Annotated in this window: 18 protein-coding genes and 1 tRNA gene; 10 read left to right on the top strand and 9 right to left on the bottom strand. The window is 69.2% G+C overall.

Going from position 1 to position 22,571, the window contains the following annotated elements; translation table 11 throughout:
* The first annotated feature begins 115 nt into the window (after nt 1-115).
* The 7 genes from NE236_RS17165 (at nt 116) to NE236_RS17140 (ending at nt 6,138) form a co-directional block, all read left to right on the top strand.
* Complete coding sequence (locus NE236_RS17165) at nt 116-673, top strand: DUF501 domain-containing protein (protein ID WP_252842991.1); 558 nt, start codon at nt 116-118, stop codon at nt 671-673.
* Nucleotides 670-798 carry a hypothetical protein gene (locus NE236_RS43590; protein WP_289850504.1) on the top strand — a complete coding sequence of 43 codons (129 nt, stop codon included), beginning with the start codon at nt 670-672 and terminating at the stop codon, nt 796-798. The genes NE236_RS17165 and NE236_RS43590 overlap by 4 nt, the downstream gene beginning before the upstream one ends.
* Complete coding sequence (locus NE236_RS17160) at nt 795-1,862, top strand: Ppx/GppA phosphatase family protein (protein ID WP_252842990.1); 1,068 nt, start codon at nt 795-797, stop codon at nt 1,860-1,862. The genes NE236_RS43590 and NE236_RS17160 overlap by 4 nt, the downstream gene beginning before the upstream one ends.
* A gap of 4 nt (nt 1,863-1,866) precedes the next feature.
* On the top strand, nt 1,867-2,679 hold the full coding sequence (locus NE236_RS17155) for a uracil-DNA glycosylase (protein WP_252842989.1): 813 nt from the start codon (nt 1,867-1,869) through the stop codon (nt 2,677-2,679).
* A 492-nt stretch (nt 2,680-3,171) separates the two neighbouring features.
* Complete coding sequence (locus NE236_RS17150) at nt 3,172-4,527, top strand: NAD(P)/FAD-dependent oxidoreductase (protein WP_252842988.1); 1,356 nt, start codon at nt 3,172-3,174, stop codon at nt 4,525-4,527.
* A 99-nt stretch (nt 4,528-4,626) separates the two neighbouring features.
* Nucleotides 4,627-4,701: transfer RNA gene (locus tag NE236_RS17145), tRNA-Leu, on the top strand.
* A gap of 651 nt (nt 4,702-5,352) precedes the next feature.
* Complete coding sequence (locus tag NE236_RS17140; RefSeq protein ID WP_252842987.1) at nt 5,353-6,138, top strand: Bax inhibitor-1/YccA family protein; 786 nt, start codon at nt 5,353-5,355, stop codon at nt 6,136-6,138.
* Nucleotides 6,139-6,247: 109 nt separating this feature from the next.
* Here the strand turns inward: NE236_RS17140 and NE236_RS17135 are convergent, their stop codons facing one another.
* The 4 genes from NE236_RS17135 to NE236_RS17120 form a co-directional block, all read right to left on the bottom strand.
* Nucleotides 6,248-6,658 (bottom strand): PPOX class F420-dependent oxidoreductase, encoded by a 411-nt coding sequence (locus NE236_RS17135; RefSeq protein ID WP_252842986.1) that lies wholly within the window; start codon nt 6,656-6,658, stop codon nt 6,248-6,250.
* A 6-nt stretch (nt 6,659-6,664) separates the two neighbouring features.
* On the bottom strand, nt 6,665-6,892 hold the full coding sequence (locus tag NE236_RS17130; protein WP_252777695.1) for a DUF4287 domain-containing protein: 228 nt from the start codon (nt 6,890-6,892) through the stop codon (nt 6,665-6,667).
* 316 nt (nt 6,893-7,208) lie between these two features.
* A complete protein-coding gene (locus tag NE236_RS17125; protein ID WP_252842985.1) occupies nt 7,209-8,429 on the bottom strand; it encodes an acetyl-CoA C-acetyltransferase in 1,221 nt (406 codons plus the stop codon).
* Nucleotides 8,430-8,767: 338 nt separating this feature from the next.
* Nucleotides 8,768-10,084 carry an outer membrane protein assembly factor BamB family protein gene (locus NE236_RS17120; RefSeq protein ID WP_252842984.1) on the bottom strand — a complete coding sequence of 439 codons (1,317 nt, stop codon included), beginning with the start codon at nt 10,082-10,084 and terminating at the stop codon, nt 8,768-8,770.
* Between the two features lie 227 nt (nt 10,085-10,311).
* Between NE236_RS17120 and NE236_RS17115 the strand changes: the two genes are divergently transcribed.
* Complete coding sequence (locus NE236_RS17115) at nt 10,312-11,682, top strand: cystathionine beta-synthase (RefSeq protein ID WP_252842983.1); 1,371 nt, start codon at nt 10,312-10,314, stop codon at nt 11,680-11,682.
* Nucleotides 11,683-11,854: 172 nt separating this feature from the next.
* Here NE236_RS17115 and NE236_RS17110 read toward each other — a convergent pair whose 3' ends face one another.
* Nucleotides 11,855-13,153, bottom strand: a complete 1,299-nt coding sequence (locus NE236_RS17110) for an HNH endonuclease signature motif containing protein (protein WP_252842982.1) — start codon at nt 13,151-13,153, stop codon at nt 11,855-11,857.
* A gap of 417 nt (nt 13,154-13,570) precedes the next feature.
* Nucleotides 13,571-15,733, bottom strand: coding sequence for an MMPL family transporter (locus tag NE236_RS17105; protein WP_252842981.1), 2,163 nt, complete (start codon nt 15,731-15,733; stop codon nt 13,571-13,573).
* Nucleotides 15,734-15,912: 179 nt separating this feature from the next.
* Between NE236_RS17105 and NE236_RS17100 the strand changes: the two genes are divergently transcribed.
* The gene (locus tag NE236_RS17100) at nt 15,913-17,070 is read left to right on the top strand and encodes a cystathionine gamma-synthase (protein ID WP_252842980.1); all 1,158 of its coding nucleotides are present in this window, start codon (nt 15,913-15,915) and stop codon (nt 17,068-17,070) included.
* Here the strand turns inward: NE236_RS17100 and NE236_RS17095 are convergent.
* Together NE236_RS17095 and NE236_RS17090 are read right to left on the bottom strand one after the other, a co-directional pair.
* Complete coding sequence (locus tag NE236_RS17095; RefSeq protein ID WP_252842979.1) at nt 17,067-17,642, bottom strand: hypothetical protein; 576 nt, start codon at nt 17,640-17,642, stop codon at nt 17,067-17,069. The two genes, NE236_RS17100 and NE236_RS17095, sit on opposite strands and share 4 nt — an antisense overlap.
* A gap of 254 nt (nt 17,643-17,896) precedes the next feature.
* On the bottom strand, nt 17,897-19,090 hold the full coding sequence (locus NE236_RS17090; RefSeq protein WP_252842978.1) for an MFS transporter: 1,194 nt from the start codon (nt 19,088-19,090) through the stop codon (nt 17,897-17,899).
* 47 nt (nt 19,091-19,137) lie between these two features.
* Between NE236_RS17090 and pdxR the strand changes: the two genes are divergently transcribed.
* Complete coding sequence (gene pdxR / locus NE236_RS17085) at nt 19,138-20,538, top strand: MocR-like pyridoxine biosynthesis transcription factor PdxR (protein ID WP_252842976.1); 1,401 nt, start codon at nt 19,138-19,140, stop codon at nt 20,536-20,538.
* Nucleotides 20,539-20,573: 35 nt separating this feature from the next.
* On the opposite strand, the gene NE236_RS17080 is transcribed toward pdxR, so the two are convergent.
* The gene (locus NE236_RS17080; RefSeq protein ID WP_252842975.1) at nt 20,574-22,547 is read right to left on the bottom strand and encodes a VWA domain-containing protein; all 1,974 of its coding nucleotides are present in this window, start codon (nt 22,545-22,547) and stop codon (nt 20,574-20,576) included.
* Nucleotides 22,548-22,571: the final 24 nt, after the last annotated feature.

The raw sequence follows: 22,571 nt of genomic DNA, 5'->3' as shown, positions 1-22,571 counted from the left end.
TCGACCGCATACCCTTTCAGCCGGCATCCGGATTCGGCGCGTATCCGCGATCGGATTCGGTGATGCGGACACAGGTCGGCAGGCGGGTCTGCCGGTGACTCCGGAGGGCTTACCGGTGATCGAGGAACGCGACGTCGCGGCGGTGGCCGCACAACTGGGTCGTGAGCCGCGTGGACTGCGCGGGGTCGCCCATCGCTGCCCCTGCGGGCTCCCCGACGTCGTGGAGACGGCACCCCGGCTGCCCGACGGCACGCCGTTTCCGACGTTGTTCTACCTGACCTGCCCCAAGGCGGCGGCGGCGATCGGCACACTGGAGGCGAGTGGGGTGATGCGCGAGATGACCGCCCGGCTGGCCACCGATCCACAGTTGGCCGCAGCGTACGAGGCCGCGCACCGGGACTACCTGGACCGGCGCGACGCCGCCGCAGAAGAAGAGGGCCTTGAACGGCTGCCCGAGGATATGCAGAGCGCGGGTGGCATGCCGACTCGGGTCAAGTGCCTGCACGCGCTGGTCGCTCACGAACTCGCGGTGCCGGGGGCCAACCCCTTCGGCCGGGAGGCCTTGGCCCGGCTGGCGGACTGGTGGCGCGCCGGCGCGTGTGCGACGGCGTGTGTTCCCGAAGTCGAACAGTCGTCGGTAATCGGTGACAGCGGCCGTCAGGACCTGTCATGATCATCGTTGAGTCGGTGGCCGGAATGTGCGGCATGCGTGAGCCGGGCCCCTTGGGCGCGGTCGGAGGTGGAGGGGCGCGGGAACACCGCGCCGACGAGGTGCGCCGGGAGGCGAACGAATCGTGAGTACAGCGACGCGTGTCGCGGCGGTCGACTGCGGTACGAACTCGGTTCGTCTGCTCATCGCCGACATCGTCGACGGCCGGTTGACCGATCTCGAACGCCGGATGGAGATCGTGCGTCTCGGGCAGGGCGTCGACGAGACCGGTCGCCTGGCTCCCGAGGCACTCGACCGTACGTTCGCCGCCATGCGCGGCTACGCGAAGCTGATCGCCGCGCACGACGTCACCGGCAGCCCGATCAAGACGAGGGTGGTGGCCACGAGTGCCACCCGCGACGCGACCAACCGTGATGACTTCGTTCGGGGCGTCATCGACATCTTCGGAGTGGAGCCCGAAGTGATCTCGGGCGACGAAGAAGCCCGCCTTTCGTTCATCGGCGCGACGAAGGACCTGGCGGCACTACGGCCCATGCGTCCGTACCTCGTCGTCGACATCGGTGGCGGCTCCACCGAGTTCGTCTTCGGTACCACCGAGGTCGAAGCGGCGCGTTCGGTCGACATCGGCTGCGTCCGGCTGACCGAGCGTCACCTGCGCTCCGACCCGCCCTCACCGGAGCAGGTGGCCGCCGCGGTCGCGGACATCGACGCGGCGCTCGCCAGTGTGCGTGACGGTGAGGCCGCACCGCAGGCGGCGGGCCTCGCGGGACCTCCCGGACGCGGCCCGGTGGGCGCCGATCCCGCGGCGATCGTCCACGGTGCGGCCGAGGACACGCCGGCACGCCCGGCCGAGGGTCTCCCGGCCGTTCCCGTCTCCGAGGCGCGGACCCTCGTCGGGCTGGCCGGCTCGGTGACCACCGTGGCGGGCATCGCCCTGGGCCTGTCGGCCTACGACCCGGAGAGCATTCACCTCTCGCGGATCAAGGCACGGCAGGTACACGACGTGACGCGGACGCTGCTGCGCTCGACGCACGACGAGCGCAGCTCGATCGGCGTGATGCACCCCGGACGGGTCGATGTCATCGGCGCCGGGGCGCTCATCCTCGACCGCATCATGCGGGAGTACGCCTTCGCCGACCTCATCGTGAGTGAGCGGGACATCCTCGACGGCATCGCGTGGTCACTGGTCTGACGGCATGAACGCCCCGTTCGTCCCCCCGGGGGCCGGCCACCCGGAAGACCCCGCGACCCCGGACACGCCCGTCGCGCGGACTCCCGAAGACGTGCGCGTCCTCGCGGCCACCGCCCCGAAACTCGGTGAACTCGTCGCCCGGCAGTCGGTCTGCCGTGCCTGCCCCCGCCTCGTCGCGTGGCGCGAACAGGTCGCCGTCGAACGCCGCCGGGCGTACGCGGAGGAGGAGTACTGGGGGCGGCCGGTACCGGGCTGGGGCGACCTCGAACCGCGAGTGCTCATCGTCGGTCTCGCACCGGCGGCGCACGGCGGTAACCGTACCGGACGCATCTTCACCGGTGACCGCAGTGGAGACTGGCTCTTCGCGTCACTGCATCGGACCGGACTGGCCGTGCTCCCCACCAGCACGCACGCCGGAGACGGCCAGCGGCTGCTCGGCGCCCGCGTCGTCGCCTCGGTGCGCTGTGCCCCGCCCGCCAACAAGCCCACCCCGGCCGAACGCTCCGCGTGCTTCCCGTGGCTAACGCGGGAACTGCGGTTCGTCGCCGGTACGGTCCGGACGATCGTCGTGCTGGGCGGGTACGGCTGGCAGGCGTTGTGGCCGGCCTTGAAGGAGGCCGGGTACGTCCTGCCCAGTCCGCGTCCGGCGTTCGGTCATGGAGCCGAAGTCGCGCTGACCGCACCGGACGGTGGCTCGACGTTGCTGCTCGGCTGCTACCACCCGAGCCAGCAGAACACTTTCACCGGCCGAGTGACAGAGAGCATGCTCGATGCGGTGTTCACGAGGGCGCGCGAGTACGCGGGCCTGCCCGGCTGAGCCCAGGAACCGGCTCGACCGTGCGGTCGGCGGGCCCTGACCGTACGAGGGTGATCCGCCGAGTGCGGAACGGCCGTGGCGAGGGACGAACGGCGGGCTGATCGAGCGTCGGGCGCGCTGGACGGCCCCGGCAGATCGAGGGAGGGCCAGGCCGGCATCGCGGTCGGCGAGGACTGAGTACGGCCCGGGTCGGAGGGTAGCCCTGGGGCGGCGGTGCGGCGCGGCACAGGGACCGGGCGGGTGACGAGCGGAGCGGTGTCCAGTGGAGCCCCCGCTTCCACTGGACAGCCCCCGTAGCCCCGCCCGTCACTCCGGACGGTTCTTTCTCCCTGTTTGACGCGGCTGCCCGCGGACTGGTTCGTACGTGACGCGATTCACAAGACGGGGCCTGCCGCCAGTCGGCACGGGGGAGTACCGTAAAAGCGCAGATTGTGAAAACTTTCACAATCTCACCGCCAGTTTCGGGAGGATCCCATGGGTACCGAAACCCGTATGGCAAAGCACGTGCTCATCGTCGGTGGCGGCTACGTCGGCATGTACACCGCGCTCCGTCTGCACAAGAAGCTGCGCCGCGAGCTCAAGCGCGGCGAACTCCAGATCACGGTCGTGGATCCGCAGTCGTACATGACCTATCAGCCGTTCCTGCCGGAGGCGGCAGCCGGCAACCTCGAGCCACGACACGTCGTCGTGCCGTTGCGGCGCGTGCTCCCGCGGGCCACGATCCTCAATGGCCGCATCACCCGGATCGAGCACGCGAATCGCCAGGCGTGGGTCGAGGTGGTGGGAGGCGCCTCCGCGGAGGGAGTGGGCGGCGGACAGTCCGGCCGGACAGCGGAGACGCGCGTGCTGTCCTACGACGTCCTCGTCTTCTGTCCGGGGTCGATCTCTCGGACTCTGCCGATCCCCGGTCTGGCCGAGTGTGGCATCGGTTTCAAGACGGTGGGAGAGGCCATCTACCTGCGCAACCACGTACTCGCGCAGCTCGACATCGCGGCCTCGACCGCCGATGAGCAGAAACGCAAGCGTGCGCTGACATTCGTCTTCGTCGGTGGCGGCTTCGCGGGTGTCGAGGCGCTGGCCGAGCTGGAGGACATGGCCCGGGACGCCTGCGAGTACTACCCCAACATCGAGCCGTCCGACATGCGCTGGAATCTCATCGAGGCCAGCGATCACATCCTGCCGGAAGTCGGCTTGGACATGGGCCGATGGACGGTCGAAGCGCTACGCCAGCGCGGCATCGCGGTCAAGCTGCAGACGCTCCTGAAATCCGCTGAAGGGCACCACATCGTGCTCAGCGACGGTGAGGAATTCGACGCGGGAACGCTCGTTTGGACGGCCGGCGTGAAGCCCAATCCCGTCGTCAAGCAGACCGACCTTCCCATCGATGAGAAGAGCCGGGTCAAGGCGACCGCCGAGTTGACGGTGGAGGGTGTGGCCGACGCATTCACCGCGGGTGACACCGCTGCCGTCCCCGACCTGGCGAACCCGGGCAACTTCACCGCGCCGAACGCGCAGCACGCGGTTCGGCAGGCGAAGACCCTGGGAGACAACGTGGTCGCCTCACTCCGCGGCAAGCAGCTCGAGCCCTACAAGCACGCATATGCCGGGTCCGTCGCGAGCCTAGGCCTCCACAAGGGCGTCGCGCAGATCTACGGCGTGAAGATGCGCGGACTGCTCGCGTGGTTCATGCACCGGACCTACCACCTGTCCCGCGTGCCGACCTTCAACCGCAAGGCGCGGGTGACCGCTGACTGGACCCTCGCCTTCTTCTTCAAGCGCGAGGTCGTCTCGCTGGGTGTCATCCAACGACCTCGCGAAGAGTTCGAGCTCGCCGCACGGAAAGACTGAGCGGTATTCGGCCTGTGATTAGGGCGCGGCACTAATAGGCGTTATTTGTCGCATTTACTGGGTGGTCCCTTATTGGCTCATGCCCGGTATGATTACGCCGCCCCCGTAGCCCAACAGGCAGAGGCAGACTCCCTAAAAGAGTCGGTTGTGTCGGTTCGACTCCGACCGGGGGCACTCTGCCTTGACAGGTATCGTGCGGACCAATCCACACCTTTGGTCCGGGACGCTCGGACCGGTTATCTGTCTGTCGGTTTGGTCGGTATCGGTCTGCCGTTTCTCGACCGGTACCGGCCGCCCCGATCAGCGCGATCCGTGATATGGACCTGCGGTACCAGGGTGAGTGGCACGACGCTTCCCGATGGGTTATGGCACTCGCCCGACGGCGAAGAGCCGACGAGCTCCAGCGTGGTCGAACGTGGGAACATCCGGTAAGCCGCGCCGGACCACCTACGCCGTCGGCGCCAGGCCATCCGCGTTGCACCACCCGCACCGGACCGTCCCCGCCGGACCGCCCGTACAGGATCGCCCACGCCGGGCCGCCCGTACAGGATCGCCCACGCCGGGCCGCCCGTACAGGATCGCCCACGCCGGGCCGCCCGCACCGCAGGTGTCCGTGCAACGGGGGGAATCTCAACCGTCCACGCGCACCGCCGTGCCGGACCGTCCACGCTGGGACATCCGTCAGGGGAGGCCGATGGTGGAGCCGATCGGTCGCCCCTTGGTTCTCCCTGGTCAGGGTGGGGGATGGATACCCCGTGATGACGGGGAACACCGTGACCACGGCCGATCGTTAACGTGAGCGACAACGAGTCGGGAGGGTATTGCATGGACAGCAGAAATCCGGTCTTCTCCCGGCGTGGCGCCTTCGGGCAGCAGGCATCGGGACGGGCCCCGAGCGCGTACGAGCTTGAGGCGATGTACAACGCGCCTGCGTACGCGCCGCCCCGGAGCATGACGATCGACGACGTCGTCGTACGTTCATTCCTGACGCTCGGCACGCTCGTCGCGGCCGGCGCGCTCGCATGGATTCTCGTGCCGGAGCGCCTCGCGAACGCCGTCGCGGTCGCCGCCGTGGTGGTCGGCCTGATCTTCTGGGCGATCCTCACGTTCGGTCGCCGGGTCAATCCCGCCCTGGTTCTGGGCTTCGCGGCCTCGTACGGGGTCGCGGTCGGCGTGATCAGCCACGCTTATAACTCCGTCTACAACGGTGTCGTACTCCAGGCCGTGGTCGGTACCGCGCTGGCGTTCGGCGCGATGCTCACGGTCTACGCCCTGCGGATCGTCCGCGTGACGCCGAAGTTCGCGCGGTTCGCCATAGCCGCCGGGTTCGCACTCGTGGGTCTGATGGTGCTCAATCTCCTTGTGTCGATCTTCCATGTCGGCGGGATCGGAATCAGGGAGAACGGCCCGCTCGGCATCATCTTCAGCGTCGCCGCGATCCTCGTCGGCTGCTTCTACCTGCTGTTGGACTTCAGCTCCATCGAGGACGGAGTCCGCTCAGGCGCCCCGGAGAAGGCCTCGTGGCTCGCGGCGTTCGGACTGACCCTGAGCCTGGTATGGATCTATCTGGAACTGCTCCGGTTCCTGTCGTACTTCTACAGTCGCGACTGACGTACAGCGGCGACTGCCCCTGATACACGGCGGGGGAGCGCCGAGTACTGAATGGAAGTAATCGGCGCTGACGCCCCGCACCAAGAGAGTGGGGGCGTCAGCAGCCGTCTCAACCGTGGAGGTCTGGACCGGCGCGGGCGATCGTCACCCGGACCACGACCCTGCGGTCTCGTTCCATCGCCGCGCGATAGTCGTCCCACTCGGGGTGCTCACCAGAGATCTTCCGGTAGTAGTCGATCAGCGGTTCCATCGCCTGGGGCAGACGGACGACCTCGGCCTCGCCGTCGACCTGGATCCATTCGCCGAAGAACGCATCGGTGAAGACACAGAAGGTCACACGGGGGTCGCGCATCAGATTGCGCGTCTTAGCCGCCGTCTCCCGGGTGCTGACGATGACCCGGCCCGCGTCATCGACCGCGCAGAGAACCGGTGACGTCTGCGGGCGGCCGTCGGCGTGAAACGTCACCATCACCGCTCGATGGTGCTTCGCGATGAAGTCGAGCGCCCTCTGCCGATCCACGCGAGGTCAGAACCGGACGGCTCGCCGATGGAGCTCGTGTTCATGCACGAGTGCGGACGCGTACCCGTGAGAGAGCCCGTGCTCGTCCGCCAGCCAGTTGACCCGCTCGTCGCATCGGAGGAAGGCAGGGCCGTTGTCGATGGCTTCGAACCACTCGGGGAGGTCACGTCCTGTGACTTTCGGGATGCGTGCGATGAGATTCTTGTGCGTCTCCGGTGAGTGGTTCAAAGACATAGGCACCTCCTGGCTGGGCGTGCTGCTTGTGATGACTCTGCAACAGCGATGCCAATCACACAACCCCCCGGGGGAGAGCTTTCTGTCACGGGAAGTAGATCATTGGTCACGATCCGTTCCTGATAAGTTACGAACGGCTAACGAAACTCCCCGGCGTCGATGTCCCACCGGGGAGTTTTGCGTGAACCGACCATCCGCATGGGCGAACCAGCGCGGTGCCACACTCGGCCTCCGAGGCCGTCGCGCGCCGCGCATCCTTTGCGAGGTGAATGTGCGCGTCGCCGTCGCGCACGAGCGTCCGCGTCCCTGGGCGACCTCAGGCGAGGCGCTCGAACACCATTGCCATGCCCTGGCCTCCACCGACGCACATCGTCTCGAGGCCGAAGGTCTTGTCGTGCCACTGGAGCCCGTTGAGCAGCGTGCCGGTGATCCGCGCGCCGGTCATCCCGAACGGATGGCCCACCGCGATCGCTCCGCCGTTGACGTTTAGCTTGTCGATGTCGACACCCAGGTCCCGGTAGGACGGGATGACCTGTGCGGCGAACGCCTCATTGATCTCGACGAGATCGATGTCGTCGATCGTCAGGCCGCCCTTCTTCAGGGCGCGCCGGGACGCCTCGACCGGCCCGAGGCCCATGATCTCGGGCGACAGCGCCGACACTCCGGACGAGACGATGCGGGCCAGGGGTGTGATGCCGAGTTCGGCGGCCTTGGTGTCGCTCATCACGATCACCGCAGCCGCGCCGTCGTTCAGCGGGCAGCAATTGCCGGCGGTGACGGTGCCGTCGGGACGGAATACCGGCTGGAGCTGGGAGACCTTCTCAAGCGTCGTGCCGGCGCGTGGGCCGTCGTCCTTGGCGACAACAGTGCCGTCCGGCAGCTCGACCGGTGTGATCTCGCGCTCGAAGAAGCCGTTCTTGATCGCCTCCTCGGCGAGGTTCTGGGAGCGCACTCCGAACTCGTCCTGTTCGGCGCGGCTGACGCTGCGCAGCTGGGCGACGTTCTCGGCGGTCTGCCCCATCGCGATGTAGACATCGGGGAGCCCACCGTCTTCCCGCGGATCGCGCCAGGTGCCGGCGCTTCCTTCTCCGCGTTCGGCCGTGCGGGCCTGTGCCTCGCCGAAGAGCGGGTTCTGGGTGTCGGGGAGACCGTCGCTACTGCCCTTGGCGAACCGGCTGACCATCTCCACTCCCGCCGAGACGATCACATCCGCCTCGCCGGACTTGATGGCGTGAAAGGCCATTCGCGTGGTCTGCAGAGACGACGAGCAGTATCGGGTGATCGTGGCACCGGGGATGTTGTCGTATCCGAGGAGGATGGCCACCACGCGGGCCATGTTGTAACCCTGCTCGCCCCCGGGCAGGCCGCATCCCAGCAGCAGGTCGTCGATGTCGTTCGGATCGAGCTGCGGGACCTTGTCGAGTGCCGTTCGCACGATGCGGGCAGTGAGATCGTCGGGACGCAGGTCCTTCAGCGATCCCTTGAACGCCCGCCCGATGGGGGAACGGGCGGTCGCGACGATGACAGCCTCGGGCATGATGGGTCTCCTCCTCCTTGGCCGACCGGGCACCGGTGGCCCCGTGCCCCGCTCGCAGGCTACTGCGTGTCGGAGCTCAAACCTACTCATGGGTAGCCAAATGAAGCGTCACCTGATCGGCAACACGTCGGCCGTGTAGGGATCCGTCCCCGCAGGGTCGGGGAGCGGGCGTTGGGGGCGGTCAGGCCGGCGCCCGGTGGCCGGCAGGGCTCAACGGGCGAAGGCTCACCGAACCAAGGAGATCGCGAATGGCACACCGATGACCACCATCGCGGCCACGCCGCGCTCGATGGCCCACCACCCGCCGGCCGAGTGCCCAACCTCACGGGTCAGAACGGCTAGCCGAGCATCCCGGGAACGGTGCCGTCGGCGTCATGCCGGCCGTGCAGGCCACCGCGGTCGTCGCGCCACACCCGCCAACCGTCGACGGCGCCGGTGTACCAGCCGGGGGGCGGGTCGGCGGAGGCGAGTCTTCGGCCGGTCATCAGGTCGTACGGGCATAGGGCCGGGGCCGGAAAGAAGCCGGTGTTTCCATTGATCTTCAACGGCGTCGATGTCACCGTGCACAACGACCACGCCCGCACGTGTCCGGCGAGGAGATGTCCGGTTCGCAGGTCGTATGCCCGCCCGGCGTGGCTCGGGTTGAGCAGGCCCAGAGCGGACAGGTCGGCGGGGAACGCGGGCCACCAGCCGCCGCCCGGGTTCGGCGTCACCGGTATCGCCGCCACCGTGCGGCCGGTGCGCGGGTCGAGTTGAGTGAAGCCGCCATATTGATCACGGCGGTCGACCTCACGCGTGATCAGGGCCACGGCGGGATTCGCGCTCGGGTAGATCCTGAGTGACCGACGGTGGACCCACTGCAGGCCCCCGTCGCCAAGCCGGAGGGAGAAGAAGCCGAACGCCGACAGCGGCGCACCTTGTCGCCCCCGATAGGGGGCGAGATAACCGATCAAACAGTCGTCGACCGCCCCGAAGGACCAGCCGCCGGACAGGTCGACCGCGCGGCCGAGAGCGTCCTCGACCGCGAACGACCAGAGCAACCGGCCACTACGGAGGTCATGGGCCTCGACCACCGGATGTTCGGCGATCCGGAACACCACCACGCGCCGGTCGTCGGCCCATTCGACCTCGGCGACGCCCGGCATCGTCCAGGACGTCTCACCGGTGGCGGCCTTGAGTACCACGAACCTCGCGTTCTTCCGCGCTATCGACTCCGACACGCAAACCGCATCGCCGCAGCGGGCCGGTCCGAGCGTCGTTCCGACCGTGCGGGCCCACAGTTGTCTCCCGTCGCGGGCGTTTCGGCCGACCACGGCGGCAGCGGAGGATCGCGGCTCGACGCTCACCACGACGGCACGGTCCAGCGATGGGGCCACGGCCGCCGACGCGATTCCCAGGTCGGCCGGACGGCCGGCCGTCGCCGTCGGCTGCGACCACAACCGCCGGCCGCTTGTGAGGTCGAAGACGGTCATCCGAAGCCGTCCGTCGGTGCCCACGACAGGGACCGCCGTGACCCCTCCGCCGATCGCGGGTCGGCCGACCGCACCGGCGGACGTGTCCTGCCATCCGGCGTTGGCCGAGGTCCGATCAGCCTGGCCGGAGGCTTCACACCCGAGGACGGGTGCCAAGAGGGCGAGGTGTACGAAGATCGCCATGACGCGCCGCCGCGCGGCGGCCGCGCGACGTCGCCATGGGAATGAACGCTCGCCTCCTGAGAACGCGCCACGCCGTTGCTGACCTGTCGCCATGGTCGTCTCCCGGGGATGGACCCATGCGTCGACCGACGGTAACAGCAACTCGTGACGATAGGAGGACGGACCGTAATGATGGTAGGTGAGGTACCTTCTGATCAGAACTATTGCCGACGACAGGGACGTCGCTGGTGCACGTGCACAACTCGCTCACGGAGCTCATCGGGGACACCCCCCTTGTACGCCTCCGCAATGTCACGACCAAGGCTGGAGCTCAGGTCCTGGCCAAGGTCGAATATTTCAATCCGGGCGGGTCGGTGAAGGATCGCATCGCCGTTCGGATGGTCGAGGCCGCCGAGGAGTCCGGAGCCCTCAGGCCGGGTGGCACGATCGTCGAACCGACCTCGGGTAACACCGGCGTCGGGCTCGCCATCGTGGCCCAGGAGAAGGGTTACCGGTGCGTGTTCATCTGCCCGGACAAGGTGGCGAACGACAAGATCGCGGTGCTTCGCGCATACGGGGCCGAGGTCGTGGTGTGCCCGACGGCGGTCTCCCCTGACCATCCGGACTCCTATTACTCGGTCTCCGACCGGCTCGCCGCAGAGATTCCGGGTGCATGGAAGCCCGACCAGTACACCAACCCGAACAACCCGCGCTCGCACTACGAGACGACGGGCCCGGAGATCTGGGCACAGACCGAGGGAAGGGTCACGCACTTCGTCGCCGGCATCGGTACCGGAGGCACCATTACTGGAACGGGCCGGTACCTCAAGGAGGTCTCGGGCGGACGGGTGCAGATCATCGGCGCGGACCCGGAGGGGTCCGTCTACTCCGGCGGCACCGGCCGACCGTACCTCGTCGAAGGCGTCGGCGAGGACATCTGGCCGGAGACCTACGATCGCGACATATGTGACCGGGTCATCGCGGTGAGCGACAAGGACTCGTTCACCATGACGCGGCGGCTGGCCCGGGAGGAAGGCCTGCTGGTCGGCGGCTCCTGCGGGCTGGCGGTCGTGGCTGCACTGCGGGTCGCGGCCGAGGCCGGTCCCGACGACGTGGTGGTCGTTCTGTTGCCCGACGGCGGGCGCGGCTACCTGTCGAAGATCTTCAACGACGACTGGATGGCCGACTACGGCTTCCTCACCTCCGAGACCGAGGAGCCGCGCATCGCCGATGTGCTCGCCCGGAAGGGCTCGGGGCTGCCGGAGTTCGTGCACGTACATCCGCACGAGTCGGTCGGTACGGCCGTGTCCATCCTGCGCGAGTACGACGTTTCCCAACTGCCCGTCATGAAGGAGGAGCCGCCCGTGATGGCCGCCGAGGTGGTCGGCTCGGTGGGCGAGCGTGACCTTCTGGCGGCCCTGGTGAGCGGTAAGGCGGGCCTGGACGATCCTTTGGCGGACCACATGGCGCCGCCGCTGCCCATGGTGGGGTCGGGAGAAGGCGTGAGCAAGGCCGTGAGCGTCCTGGAGAACGCCGGTGCCGCCGTCGTCCTCGTCGACGGTAAACCCGCCGGACTCATCACCCGCCAGGACCTGTTGGGCTTCCTCGCCGCCGGTTGAGTGGACCCGCTGAGCGGGTCGGCTTAGCGGTTCCCGGCATCGTCGGTCAGGGCGTGGTGCGCTTCCGGCCACCGGCCACCGGCTGAGCGGATCCTGCCGATATCACCCTGCAGGATCCGCCGTCCGACCTCGAGGACTACGAAGAGCGCACTGGCAGACGACCCGCGAACGATCACTCATCCGAGGCCGGGTGGTCTCCGCCGGGTCTGTCCGGCGGTTTCTCGTGAGAAGGGCCGGCGCGGTCCTGACGGTTCTGTTTCTGGAGGTTGTGCCAGCGGCAGAGCGGCTGGCCGTTGTCGAGGTCGGTCCGGCCGCCTTGAGCCCAGGGCTGTTTGTGGTCGATGTCGGCCCAGGCGGGTGGGCGGTCGCAGCCCTCTGCGGCACAGCCCGCGTACAGCGCGAGGTAGACATCGCGCTGAGCGCTGGAGAAGAGGCGGCGGGTACGCCCCCAGTTCAGCGGCTGTCCGTCGGCGGCGAACCGGTCGACCACCGAGCCGTCGGGATCTATGAGAATCTCATGGATCCCGGCGTCGTGACGCTGGATCATTTCCCGTACCTGCGCGGCGGTCACGATGGTGCCGTACTCGGTGCGGCCCGGGGGTGCTTGGGTGGCCGGCACCTCGGGATCGACTGTGGCGGCGCAGGCGATCACGTGCACCCGGACCGGGGCGCCCCCACGCTCCCGGTAGCCGTGTCGCCCGGCCGCGTTCAACGCGATCTGGCAGGCGGTGACCAGCCCTCGTAGACGGCGATGACCTGGGAGGTTCTGCCAGCGCGGTAGGTCGGCGTTCGGCGACGGCGCGAACGCGTCGATCGCCTTCTCGACGATGGCCAGATCATCGGCGCCCATCTCCGCGCTGAGGACCCCGATCCCGTCGATGCCCTGCCCGAGATTGAGGAACGCCTGCCGGTCGATCTGATGCCGGCGCCGTTCGGCGGTTTCACCGTCGAGCGTGAGCGCGATCCGGGTCGCGGCCTTGCGCAGCTGTCCTGGCGTGACCGTGGTGGCGGCCTCTAGCAACGCCGGCTGCGCGGCCTGTGCGACGCGCTCAGGAGGCCATGAGTCGGTCATCGTGTCAGCGGCCCGGTCGATCCCCTCCGCGATCGTGGAGACATCCCCGAACTCGATCTCACGGTCGGCGAAGGCGGCGAGCGTGTCGGTCAGCAGGTGGCTGCGACCCGAGAGTACGGCGAGTTGCCTGGCCTCCCACGGCCGTAGTCGGCACCGCCGGCCCAGCCATGCCGCGAGGGACGGGCAGTCATCGGCAGCCGGGCCACCCACCGCGTCGAATCGGCGGAGCCGACGTGCCGCCTCCAACTGCAGACATCCGGTCGCTCGCATGATCTGTGTGCACTCGTCACCCAGGTCCGCCGCCCCGGATGTGTCGATGTCGCAGGCGGCCAACATCGCCAGCCCGGCCCGGATCGTTTCCAGAGCCTGAGCCGCCGACGCCACCCCACCCGCCCCCACCCCCCTGTTCTATCTTCCGTACGAACCCCGCCGGCAGCCCCCTCACACCCCCTGTGGAAAACCCGCGCGCTCGGACGGGACCCACCGCCCGTGACCGGACTCGCCGCGTGATGCGGCCCGCTCCGGGGTTCTGCGCCACGACCGCGGCACCGATGCTCCACGGGCGTCGAGGAATTGCCCGCTCGATCACTCGAGGAGCCGGCCGCCATCCCCCAGCGGGCGCGCATCCCGACCCGGCACCGCGCCGCCGTCATACCCGGAGGCGTGCCTCGCCCCGGGAGAATCACCCTGTACGGCACCCTCCGCGGAGCCGTTCACCGTCCCCGCCCAACTCCGCGCCCTCGTGCGCGGGCCGGCGAACGAGCGACGCCCCGGCGGCGCGACCGCGCTGCCGGGGCGTCGAGGAGCGAACGGGTGTCAGCTCCGACGATCGAGCAGGTCGTACGGCTCCGCCGCAGCCGGCTCGGTCGTCCGGCGAACGGCGTCACCGTGCCCGGGCCACCATGCCTTGTGGCCCATCAACGCCGTGATGGACGGCACGAAGAACGCCGACATGACGAAGGCGGACAGGAGGATGCCGATGGCGACGCCGAATCCGATCTCCGCCGACATGGAGTCGGGCGAGAGGGTGAGCACGCCGAACGTGCCGGCCAGGATCACACCGGCCGCCGCGACGGTCGGCCCGGCGTGCTGGATGCCGAGCGCGGCGGCACGCCGCGGGTCGTGGCCTTCCTGGGCCTCCTCACGCAACCGGGCGATCATCAGGATGTTGTAGTCCGTGCCGATCGCCAGGACGAAGAGGTACAGGATGATCGGAAGCTGGAACATCAGCCCGTCCTTGCCCTCGATGCCCTGGAAGAGCCCGACGGTCGCGCCGAGCGTGGCCGCGAATCCGAGCAGTACCGCGATCACGAGGTAGACGGGAGCGACCAGCGCCCGCAGCAGCAGCGCCAGGATCAGACCGATCAGCAGGACCGCCACCGGCAGGATGACCGACAGGTCGCGGTTGTTGATCGTGTTGATGTCGGCGAACGCCGCGGTCGTGCCACCCACCAGCACCTTGGTCCCGGGCGGCGCGTTCTGGTGGGCGACGTCCCGGAACGGGCCCTTGACCAGGCTGATCGCCTCATTCGAGTTGGGGTTCAACTTGAGGATGACGGTTATCTTGGCGACGGACTGGTCCTGGCTGAACTGCGGGGGTGCCACCTGGCCGACGCCCTTGGCGCTCGTCAGCGTCTGCTGGAACTTCTGGACCGCGCCCCTGTCGAGCGGGCCGCTGCCCTGGACGTATACCTCGGTGGGCGCTGTGAGACCCTGCGGCAGGCTCGCCCGCAGGTCCTTCATGGCCTTGGCCGACTCGGTGTTCTGGGGCGCGGCGGCCTGGAAGTCATAGTCCGCCTTGAAAGCGAGCGTCCCGGCGGCCAGGGCCACGAGCACGAGGCCGGAGGCGAGCGCGGCCACGGCCGGGCGGCGTCCGACGCCGTTGCCGACGCGTACCCACAGGCCCGGCTTCGGCTCCCTGTTCCATGTCTTCGACGGCCAGAACACGAAGCGGCCGAGCAGGGAGACGACCGCGGGGACGAGCGTCAGCGACGTGACGAACATGACGCCGACCGCGATCGCGAGCTGCGGACCCAGGGCACCGAAGGCCTTGAACGAGGCCAGAACCAGGACGATGAAGGCGGCGATGACGGCGCCGGCGGCCGAGGCGATGGCCTCGCCCACCCGCTCGACGCTGGTGATCATCGCGGTCTTCTTGTCCTCGCCCGCACGGAGGCGCTCTCGGTACCTGAAGAGGAGGAACAGGATGTAGTCGGTGCCGATGCCGTACAGCACGACCAGGATGATCACCGAGAAGCCCTGGTCGAAGCTGAGGTTGAAGGCCTTCCCAATGAATGCCGTGACGGCATTCGCCACCTGGGACACCAGGATGATGATGACGATCGGCAGCAGCGCCGCGATGGGACTGCGGAAAATGATCATGATCAGCGTGATGATCAGCAGGATCGTGGCGATCCCGATCAACGCCATGGTCTGCTGGCTGGACTTCTCATTGTCCAGGCTGGACGCGAAGTTGCCGGCCACACCGTACGCCAGTCCGCTGCCCTTGAGCTGATCGGCGGTCACGGTGCGAACCTGTTTGACGGCGTCCTGGTTCTTCTTCTGTGTCTTGCTGTCGAAGCCGTTGGGCAGTCCCACGACGATGAGCTGCACCTTGTGGTTCTGCGACAGCGTCTGCTTCGGATCGGTGACGACCTGCTGGACGTTCGGGATCGCCTTGGCCTGGATCGCCTTGGCGGTCTCCCCGATCTTCTGCTGGTCAGTGCTGGTCAGCGAGCCCCCGTCGCTCCGCTTGACCACGACCATCTCCCGGCTGACCTTCTGGTCTCCGCTCGGGAACGCCTTCTCGGCCAGGTTGGCCGCCGCGACCGACTCGTACTTCTTCGGCAGGAAGGCCTGCTGGTCAGATTTGGTGGTCATCTTGGGGGCGAACACCACCAGGGCGGCCGCCGCGACGAGCCACGCGACGATCGTCCACCATGGATGCCGTACGACACCACGCCCCAGCCATCCGAACACGGGTGGCTCCCCTTCGTAGAGTTGTTCTTGAGTACCAACCGAGACTAGGTAGGCAAAACCCTCTTTACCTCCCCTTGCCAGTCGATTTCCGTACTAGTCCCTACGGTGGAGGCGACTCATCCCTCGGTATGGACGGCGCGCTGCACTTCTGCCCCTTGTGAGGCACTAACCTCGCGTGCATGGACGGTTTCAACCACGAGGCCGGCTTCGAGACCCTCGCAATCCACGCAGGTCAAGAGGCCGACCCCGCGACAGGGGCGGTCGTACCGCCGATATATCAGGTGTCCACGTACAAGCAGGACGGCGTTGGCGGCCTGCGCGGTGGATACGAGTACAGCCGGTCCGCCAACCCGACCCGTACGGCGCTGGAGGAGTGCCTCGCCGCGCTCGAAGGCGGCGTGCGCGGGTTGGCGTTCGCCTCGGGCATGGCCGCCGAGGACACCCTGCTGCGTACGATCTGCAAGCCGGGTGACCATGTGCTGATTCCGGATGACGCCTACGGCGGCACCTATCGGCTGATGTCGAAGGTCTTCTCCCGGTGGGGGGTGACGTACGACCCCGTGCCGCTGACGGACGTCCAGGCCGTGCGCGCCGCCGTACGTCCGGAGACGAAGATCATCTGGGTGGAGACCCCCACGAACCCGCTGCTGGGCGTGGCCGACATCGCAGCACTGTCGCACGTGGCCCGTGAGACGGGTGTCCGCCTGGTCGTGGACAACACGTTCGCTTCGCCCTACCTGCAGCGTCCGCTCGCCTTGGGTGCCGACGTGGTGGTCCACTCCACCACCAAGTACATCGGCGGTCACTCCGACGTGGTGGGCGGTGCACTCGTGGCCGCCGACGTCGAGCTCGCGCAGGAGCTGGTCTTCCATCAGAACGCCATGGGAGCGGTCGCCGGTCCGTTCGACGCGTGGCTCACCCTGCGCGGCGTCAAGACGCTGGGCGTCCGCATGGACCGGCACTGCGCCAACGCCACCCGGATCGCCGAGTTCCTCACCCGGCACCCCCGGGTCGGCGCCGTGCACTATCCGGGCCTTCCCGAGGACCCGGGCCACGAGGTGGCGGCCAAGCAGATGCGGGCTTTCGGCGGCATGGTGTCGTTCAGGCACGCCGCCGGTGAGGAGGCTGCCGTACGGGTCTGTGAGCGGACCAAGGTGTTCACGCTCGGAGAGTCGCTCGGCGGCGTCGAGTCACTGATCGAGCACCCGGGGCGCATGACCCACGCATCCGCTGCCGGGTCGCCGCTGGAGGTGCCGGGAGAGCTCGTTCGCCTGTCGGTCGGAATCGAGGACGTCGACGACCTCCTCGCCGATCTGGAGCAGGCGCTGGAGGGCTAGGCGTTCCAGACCATCAGGATGAGCACCACGATCCAGATCAGCGCGACGACGCCCGAGATCGTGGCGATTCGGCCGGTCTCCACCTTGGCGAGCTCGCCGAGCGGAGCCCGTTCGGGCGCGGGCCCCGGCGTTCCGGTGCCCGCGTCCGCCGCCTCGGTCGCCGGGCCTTCGCCGGGAGCGGCCACGGTCTCGGCCGGGGCGGCCTCCGCGGGCGGCGCGGTGCTCGCCGAGGCGGGGCGCCGCTCGGCGTCGGCGAGTTGGAGTTTGTGCAGAGCCTTGCGCTGGTCACGCTCCACGATGACGAGCAGCACCAAGGCGACGATGAACAGCGTCATCGACGCGGAGAGCCACACCTTGCTGAACTGTCCGTGCGCGAGGATCGCGCCGAACAGGAAGATGCCCAGTGTGAGCAGGCCGTAGACGCGGGTGGCGCGATTCAGGTAGCGCAGGGTGCCCGGCTCGCCTCGGCGGATATAGCGAGGCGTCGCCATGGTCGCCGCGGTCAGCGGCCCCAGAGTGAAGATCGCGAAGCCGATATGCAGGATCAGTAGCAGGCGATCAGCGCTCGACATGGTGCCGACCCTAGCCCGAACAAGCCGATACTCCCAGTGAGACTCACTCTATCTCCGCCCTGACCCCGGCCTCCGCCCTGACCCCGGCCTCCGCCCTGACCCCGGCCTCCGAGCCAGGCCCCGGCCTCCGAGCCAGGCCCCGGCCTCCGAGCCAGGCCCCGGCCTCCGAGCCAGGCCCCGGCCTCCGAGCCAGGCCCCGGCCTCCGAGCCAGGCCGCGGTCTACCGAGCCGGGATCACGGTCCGCGGATGCGTCTCACCGAGCGGCGCCGTCGGCGCGCAGGTCGCGCCAGGCGGGGACGAGCGCGACGGTCATCAGGGCGGCGGTGAGGACGAACGCCCACGGGTAACCGGTCCGCCCGGCGAGCACTCCGAACCCTGCGGCGCCGACGCCCATGCCGGCGTCGTAGGCGAAGTTCCACAGCGCGCTGACGGCACCGTAACCCGAAGGGCCCACGCGCGCGTACATCAGCGTCAGGGTGGCGTTCTGGGCGACACCGAAGCCGATGCCGAACAGGGCCACGCCGGCGATGACGGTGACAGGGTTCCGCGTCTCCGCCGTGACGAGCATTCCGGCGGTCGAGGCCAGCAGGCCGGGGACGACCAGTCCGGCGGCCCCGCGCCGATCGCCGTACCGGCCCGCGAACCAGCGCGCCGCGGTGGACGCCGCGGGCTGGACGAAAAGCGCGACGGCGACGAGGCCCGTGAGCCGCGACGGGACGGCGAGCGGCAGGAACGTCACGACGATCCCGGCGCCGAGCGCGGTGGTCCCGAAGACGAGCGTGGGCCGGGCGAGGGCGGCCGTACGGAGACCGGCGATGACCCCGATGGGACGTTCGGAACGAGGTTCCCGGCCGGGAAGGCCCGGAACGGCGATGAGCGAGGTCAGCGCCACGACGGCGGCGGCGACGCAGACCGGCGTGAACCCCACGTGTCCGGCGAGCCAGACCCCCAGGGGGAGGGCCACCAGTGACGGTACCCCGGACACGACGCCGGCCAGGGCGAGACCCTCACCGCGCCGCTCCGGGGGGATCAACGACACCGTCAGTGCCGCGCCCGCGACGATCGTGAACGCGAAGCCCAGACCGCGTACGAGGCAGATCACAACGATCCACGCCAGGCTCCCCGAGGCGGTCAGGACGAGCGCGGGAGCACCGAGGAGGACCAGCCCACCCGCCAGCACGCCGCGGTGACCGTACCGAACGACGAGCCGTGGGGCCGCCAGCACATCTCCGACGACCGTGGCCAGCATGAGCGCGCTCGTCGCCAGGCCGGCGGCGTCACCGCCTCCGCCGGATGACGCGGTGGCGTAGAGGGGAACGACCGACAGCAGGAGGAAGAAACTCGCCGAAGCGCCGATCACGGTGACGAAACGCAGGGCCAGCGCCTTTGTCAGGAGAGGACGTCGTGCCTCGGCGGGAGTGGTGCGCGGGATCGTCGACGAGCTCATGAGTGCGACGGTAGGGGGAAGGCGGACCACCGATAAGTTCCACTTTCATGCCTTTTGAATGGTCCGGTTCGTCGCCCGATCTGCTGTTCGCCGTCAATCGGGACAGCGGAGAACCCCTCCGGTGCCAACTGGAACGCCGGATCCGCGACGCGATCCGATCAGGACGGGTGCGGGTCGGCGAACGACTGCCGTCGTCCCGGGCGCTCGCCTCCGGCCTCGGGCTCTCCCGGGGGCTGGTACAGGAGTGCTACGCCCAGCTTCAGGCCGAGGGGTATCTGGTGGCGCGCATCGGTTCCGCCACCCGGGTCGCGGCGGGTGCGTGCGCCGTGTCGGCGCCCGCGCCGCCGCCTGATCGGCGTCCGCGCCTGCTGGCGGACTTCCGGTGGGCGGTGCCCGACCTCGGCGGCTTTCCGCGCTCCGACTGGTCGTGGGCGATGCGCGAGGCCGTACGGACACTGCCGAGATCAGCGCTCGACTACGGTGACCCCCGCGGCAGTGCGGTGTTCCGTGAGGTCCTGGCCGGTTACGTACGGCGGGTACGCGCCGCGTCGGCGGACCCGGAGAGCATCGTGATCTGCTCCGGCTACGCGCAGGGGCTCAACATCGCCTTGCGCGCGCTGGCCCGCGCAGGCGTCCGTGCCGTCGCGTACGAGGACCCCGGCTCGCCCGAAACGGTGACCTCCGCCGCGGCCCGTGCTGGCCTGTCGGCGATACCCGTGCCGGTCGACGAGCAGGGGCTCGACGTCGCAGCGCTCGCCGCGACCGAGGCTCGTGCGGTCGTCGTCACGCCCGCGCACCAGTGGCCGACCGGGGTCGTCCTCGCGCCCGAGCGGCGGTTGGCGTTGATCGAGTGGGCGGTGCGCCGCGACGCCGTCGTCATCGAGGACGACTACGACGCGGAGTTCCGCTACGACCGGGAGCCGGTCGGCGCGTTGCAGGGGCTCGCTACCGACCGGGTGATCGCCATCGGCACCGTCAGCAAATCGCTCGTGCCGGCGTTGCGGATCGGCTGGCTGCTCTGCCCACCCGCGCTCGCCCGGCGGATGGCGGAGGACAAGAACCTGGACGACCGGGGATCTCCCACGCTCGATCAGTACGCTCTCGCGCGGATGATCGAGTCGGGCCGCTATGACCGGCATCTGCGCCGGATGCGCGCCGTCTACGCGGCACGACGGACGGCGCTGGTGGAGGCGCTCGCCGAGCATGCTCCGAGTGTCCGGGTGACCGGGCTCGCCGCCGGTTTCCACGCGGTGGCGCACCTCGACGGATCGATCGACGAACACACCGTCATCACGGCGGCCAGGGAACGCGCGGTCGGTCTGTACGGCATGAGCCCGTGCCGTACGGGGCACGCGGGCACGCCGGTGCAGCTGGTCCTCGGCTTCGGCGACGTCGGGGAGCGCGCGATCAGGACGGGCATCGCCGCGGTCGGTGACCTGCTGGGGTGACGCCTCGGCTCCGCCCGGTCCCGCCGGCCAGGGACTCAGCCACCCCGGCCACGGCGCACGCGGAGGTAGTCGCGGACGACGTATTCACCCAGCCGGTCGGGTGTGGGGGCGAACACCCGGCCGCCGTTGCGCCGCGCGACCTCCTGGACGAACGACACGAGGCGTTCGTCGTCGGCGAGCATGAAGATGTTCAGCGTCGCGCGCCGCCGGGTCATCTTGTCCACCTCGGCCAGCGTGAGCTCCAGCGTCTCGCGCGACGGCGGCCAGTCGAAGGACGAACGGCCGTCCCGGAGCAGATGCGCGGTCGGCTCGCCGTCCGTGATGATCAGCACGATCGGTTCGTGCTCGGGGTGCTTCTCGAGGTGACGCCCGGCGATGAGCAGCGCGTGGTGCAGGTTCGTGCCCTGCACCATGTCCCAGTCCAGGCCGGCCAGTTCGGTGGGCGGGAGCACCCGCGCGTAGTTGGAGAACCCGATGACCTGGATCGCGTCCTGCGGGTACTTGCTGGACACCAGGGTGTGCAGGGCGAGCGCGGTCTGCTTCGCCGAGCCCCATGTGCCGCGCAGCGCCATCGAGTACGACAGGTCGACGAGCAGGCACACCGCCGCCGCCGTGCGACGCTCGGTCTCCAGGACCTCGAAGTCGTCGACCGTCAGGCGCACGCCCGGTCCGCCGGACCGGCCGGGACGGTACTCGCCGCGCCGCAGTGCGTTCGACACCGTCCGTACGACGTCGATCGGCTGTTCGTCGCCGTGCCGCCAGGGGCGGCTGCCGCCGGTCAGCTCGCCCGCCTGGCCCGCGTCGGACTGGTCGTGGTCGCCGCGCCGGGCGGTGTCCAACTGGGTGAACACCCGCCGCAGCGCCGTCTCTCCGAGGCGGCGCACGGCCTTCGGCGTCAGGTCCAGGGAGCCGCCCCGGCGCTTGAGGTAGCCCTGGCGCTCGAGTTCGGCCTCGATGCGACGCAGCTCGGCCAGGTCGTCGACCGCCTGTCGCCCCAGGGCCCGGCGTACCGCCTCCTCGTCGACGTCGTCCATCCGCGCGCCGGGGTAGTCCTGCCGCAGCGCGCCCTCCAGCTCCGCCAGGTCCGCGAGTTCCTGCAGCGCGGTCGTCGCGTCGCCCATGGACATCGGGTCGTCGCCGGTCATCCGCTCGGACCCCGACCAGTCGAGGTCGGGCCTGCGCTGCCGCAACGATGACGACAGCCGCTCCATCTCCATGGCCAGGCCGGCGTCCTCGAGCGTCTGCGCCATGAGCGCGGCGAGCTCCGCGCGTTGCTCGGGGGTTAGCGAGGCGAGCAGCCGTTCGGTGGCGGCGGCGCGCCGCGCCAGAGAGTCGACGAGCTGTTCGAGATTTTCCGGATTGTCCGGGAAGAACTCCCCGTACTCCCGCATGAAGGCGTCGAAGTCCTCCTGGGTGTGCTCGCCCCTGGCGTCCTTCTCCAGCATGTCGTTGAGCGCGGCCATCATGTCCTTGACCCGTCGCATCGCCGCCGGGTCGGGGTCGCTCAGTGCCTGCTTCATGCCGCGGAACTGCGCGTCCAGCACGTCACGGCGCAGCAGGTCCTTGAGCTCCTCGAACGTCTGCCGGGCGTCCGGCGACCGCCAGTCGTACGACGCCAGGCGGCGCACCGCCTGCGCCGTGTCGTTCGGCAGGGTGTCGAGTTCGGACTCCCGCAGCCGCGCCTCATCGCTCGGATCCGGGAACAACGCGGCGCGCTCCTGGCCGATCGCCCGGTCGAGTAGCGACCGTGCCTCCTCCAGCGTGCCGTCGAGCCGTCCGCGTCCGCGCAGCTCCTGGCGGCGGGATCTGACCTGCCGCAGCAGGTCGTCCAGTCCGCGCCGTCGTTGCGCCCCGGGCAGCCCCCGGCGCAGCAGGTCGCGCAGCGCATCCCCGGGGTTCGTGCCCTCCAGCATCGAATCGCCCATGGCGTCCAGCGCGGCACGCACGTCGTACGGGGGGGCGAGCGGGTCCGGCCCCTCGTGGTACGGACCGTAGCGGTATCCGGCCACGGCGACCTCCTCCCTCGCTACGTC

The sequence above is a fragment of the Actinoallomurus purpureus genome, assembly GCF_024055795.1.
Lineage (GTDB): Bacteria > Actinomycetota > Actinomycetes > Streptosporangiales > Streptosporangiaceae > Actinoallomurus > Actinoallomurus purpureus.
This window is presented reverse-complemented; position numbering and strand designations above follow the sequence as displayed.

Bases quoted from the DNA above. Each gene is read 5' to 3' on its own strand.
- NE236_RS43590 (WP_289850504.1), top strand. From the start codon at position 670: ATGATCATCGTTGAGTCGGTGGCCGGAATGTGCGGCATGCGTGAGCCG.
- NE236_RS17155 (WP_252842989.1), top strand. From the start codon at position 1,867: ATGAACGCCCCGTTCGTCCCCCCGGGGGCCGGCCACCCGGAAGACCCC.
- NE236_RS17150 (WP_252842988.1), top strand. From the start codon at position 3,172: ATGGCAAAGCACGTGCTCATCGTCGGTGGCGGCTACGTCGGCATGTAC.
- NE236_RS17140 (WP_252842987.1), top strand. From the start codon at position 5,353: ATGGACAGCAGAAATCCGGTCTTCTCCCGGCGTGGCGCCTTCGGGCAG.
- NE236_RS17130 (WP_252777695.1), bottom strand. From the start codon at position 6,892: ATGTCTTTGAACCACTCACCGGAGACGCACAAGAATCTCATCGCACGC.
- NE236_RS17125 (WP_252842985.1), bottom strand. From the start codon at position 8,429: ATGCCCGAGGCTGTCATCGTCGCGACCGCCCGTTCCCCCATCGGGCGG.
- NE236_RS17120 (WP_252842984.1), bottom strand. From the start codon at position 10,084: ATGGCGATCTTCGTACACCTCGCCCTCTTGGCACCCGTCCTCGGGTGT.
- NE236_RS17100 (WP_252842980.1), top strand. From the start codon at position 15,913: ATGGACGGTTTCAACCACGAGGCCGGCTTCGAGACCCTCGCAATCCAC.
- NE236_RS17095 (WP_252842979.1), bottom strand. From the start codon at position 17,642: ATGTCGAGCGCTGATCGCCTGCTACTGATCCTGCATATCGGCTTCGCG.
- NE236_RS17090 (WP_252842978.1), bottom strand. From the start codon at position 19,090: ATGAGCTCGTCGACGATCCCGCGCACCACTCCCGCCGAGGCACGACGT.
- pdxR (WP_252842976.1), top strand. From the start codon at position 19,138: ATGCCTTTTGAATGGTCCGGTTCGTCGCCCGATCTGCTGTTCGCCGTC.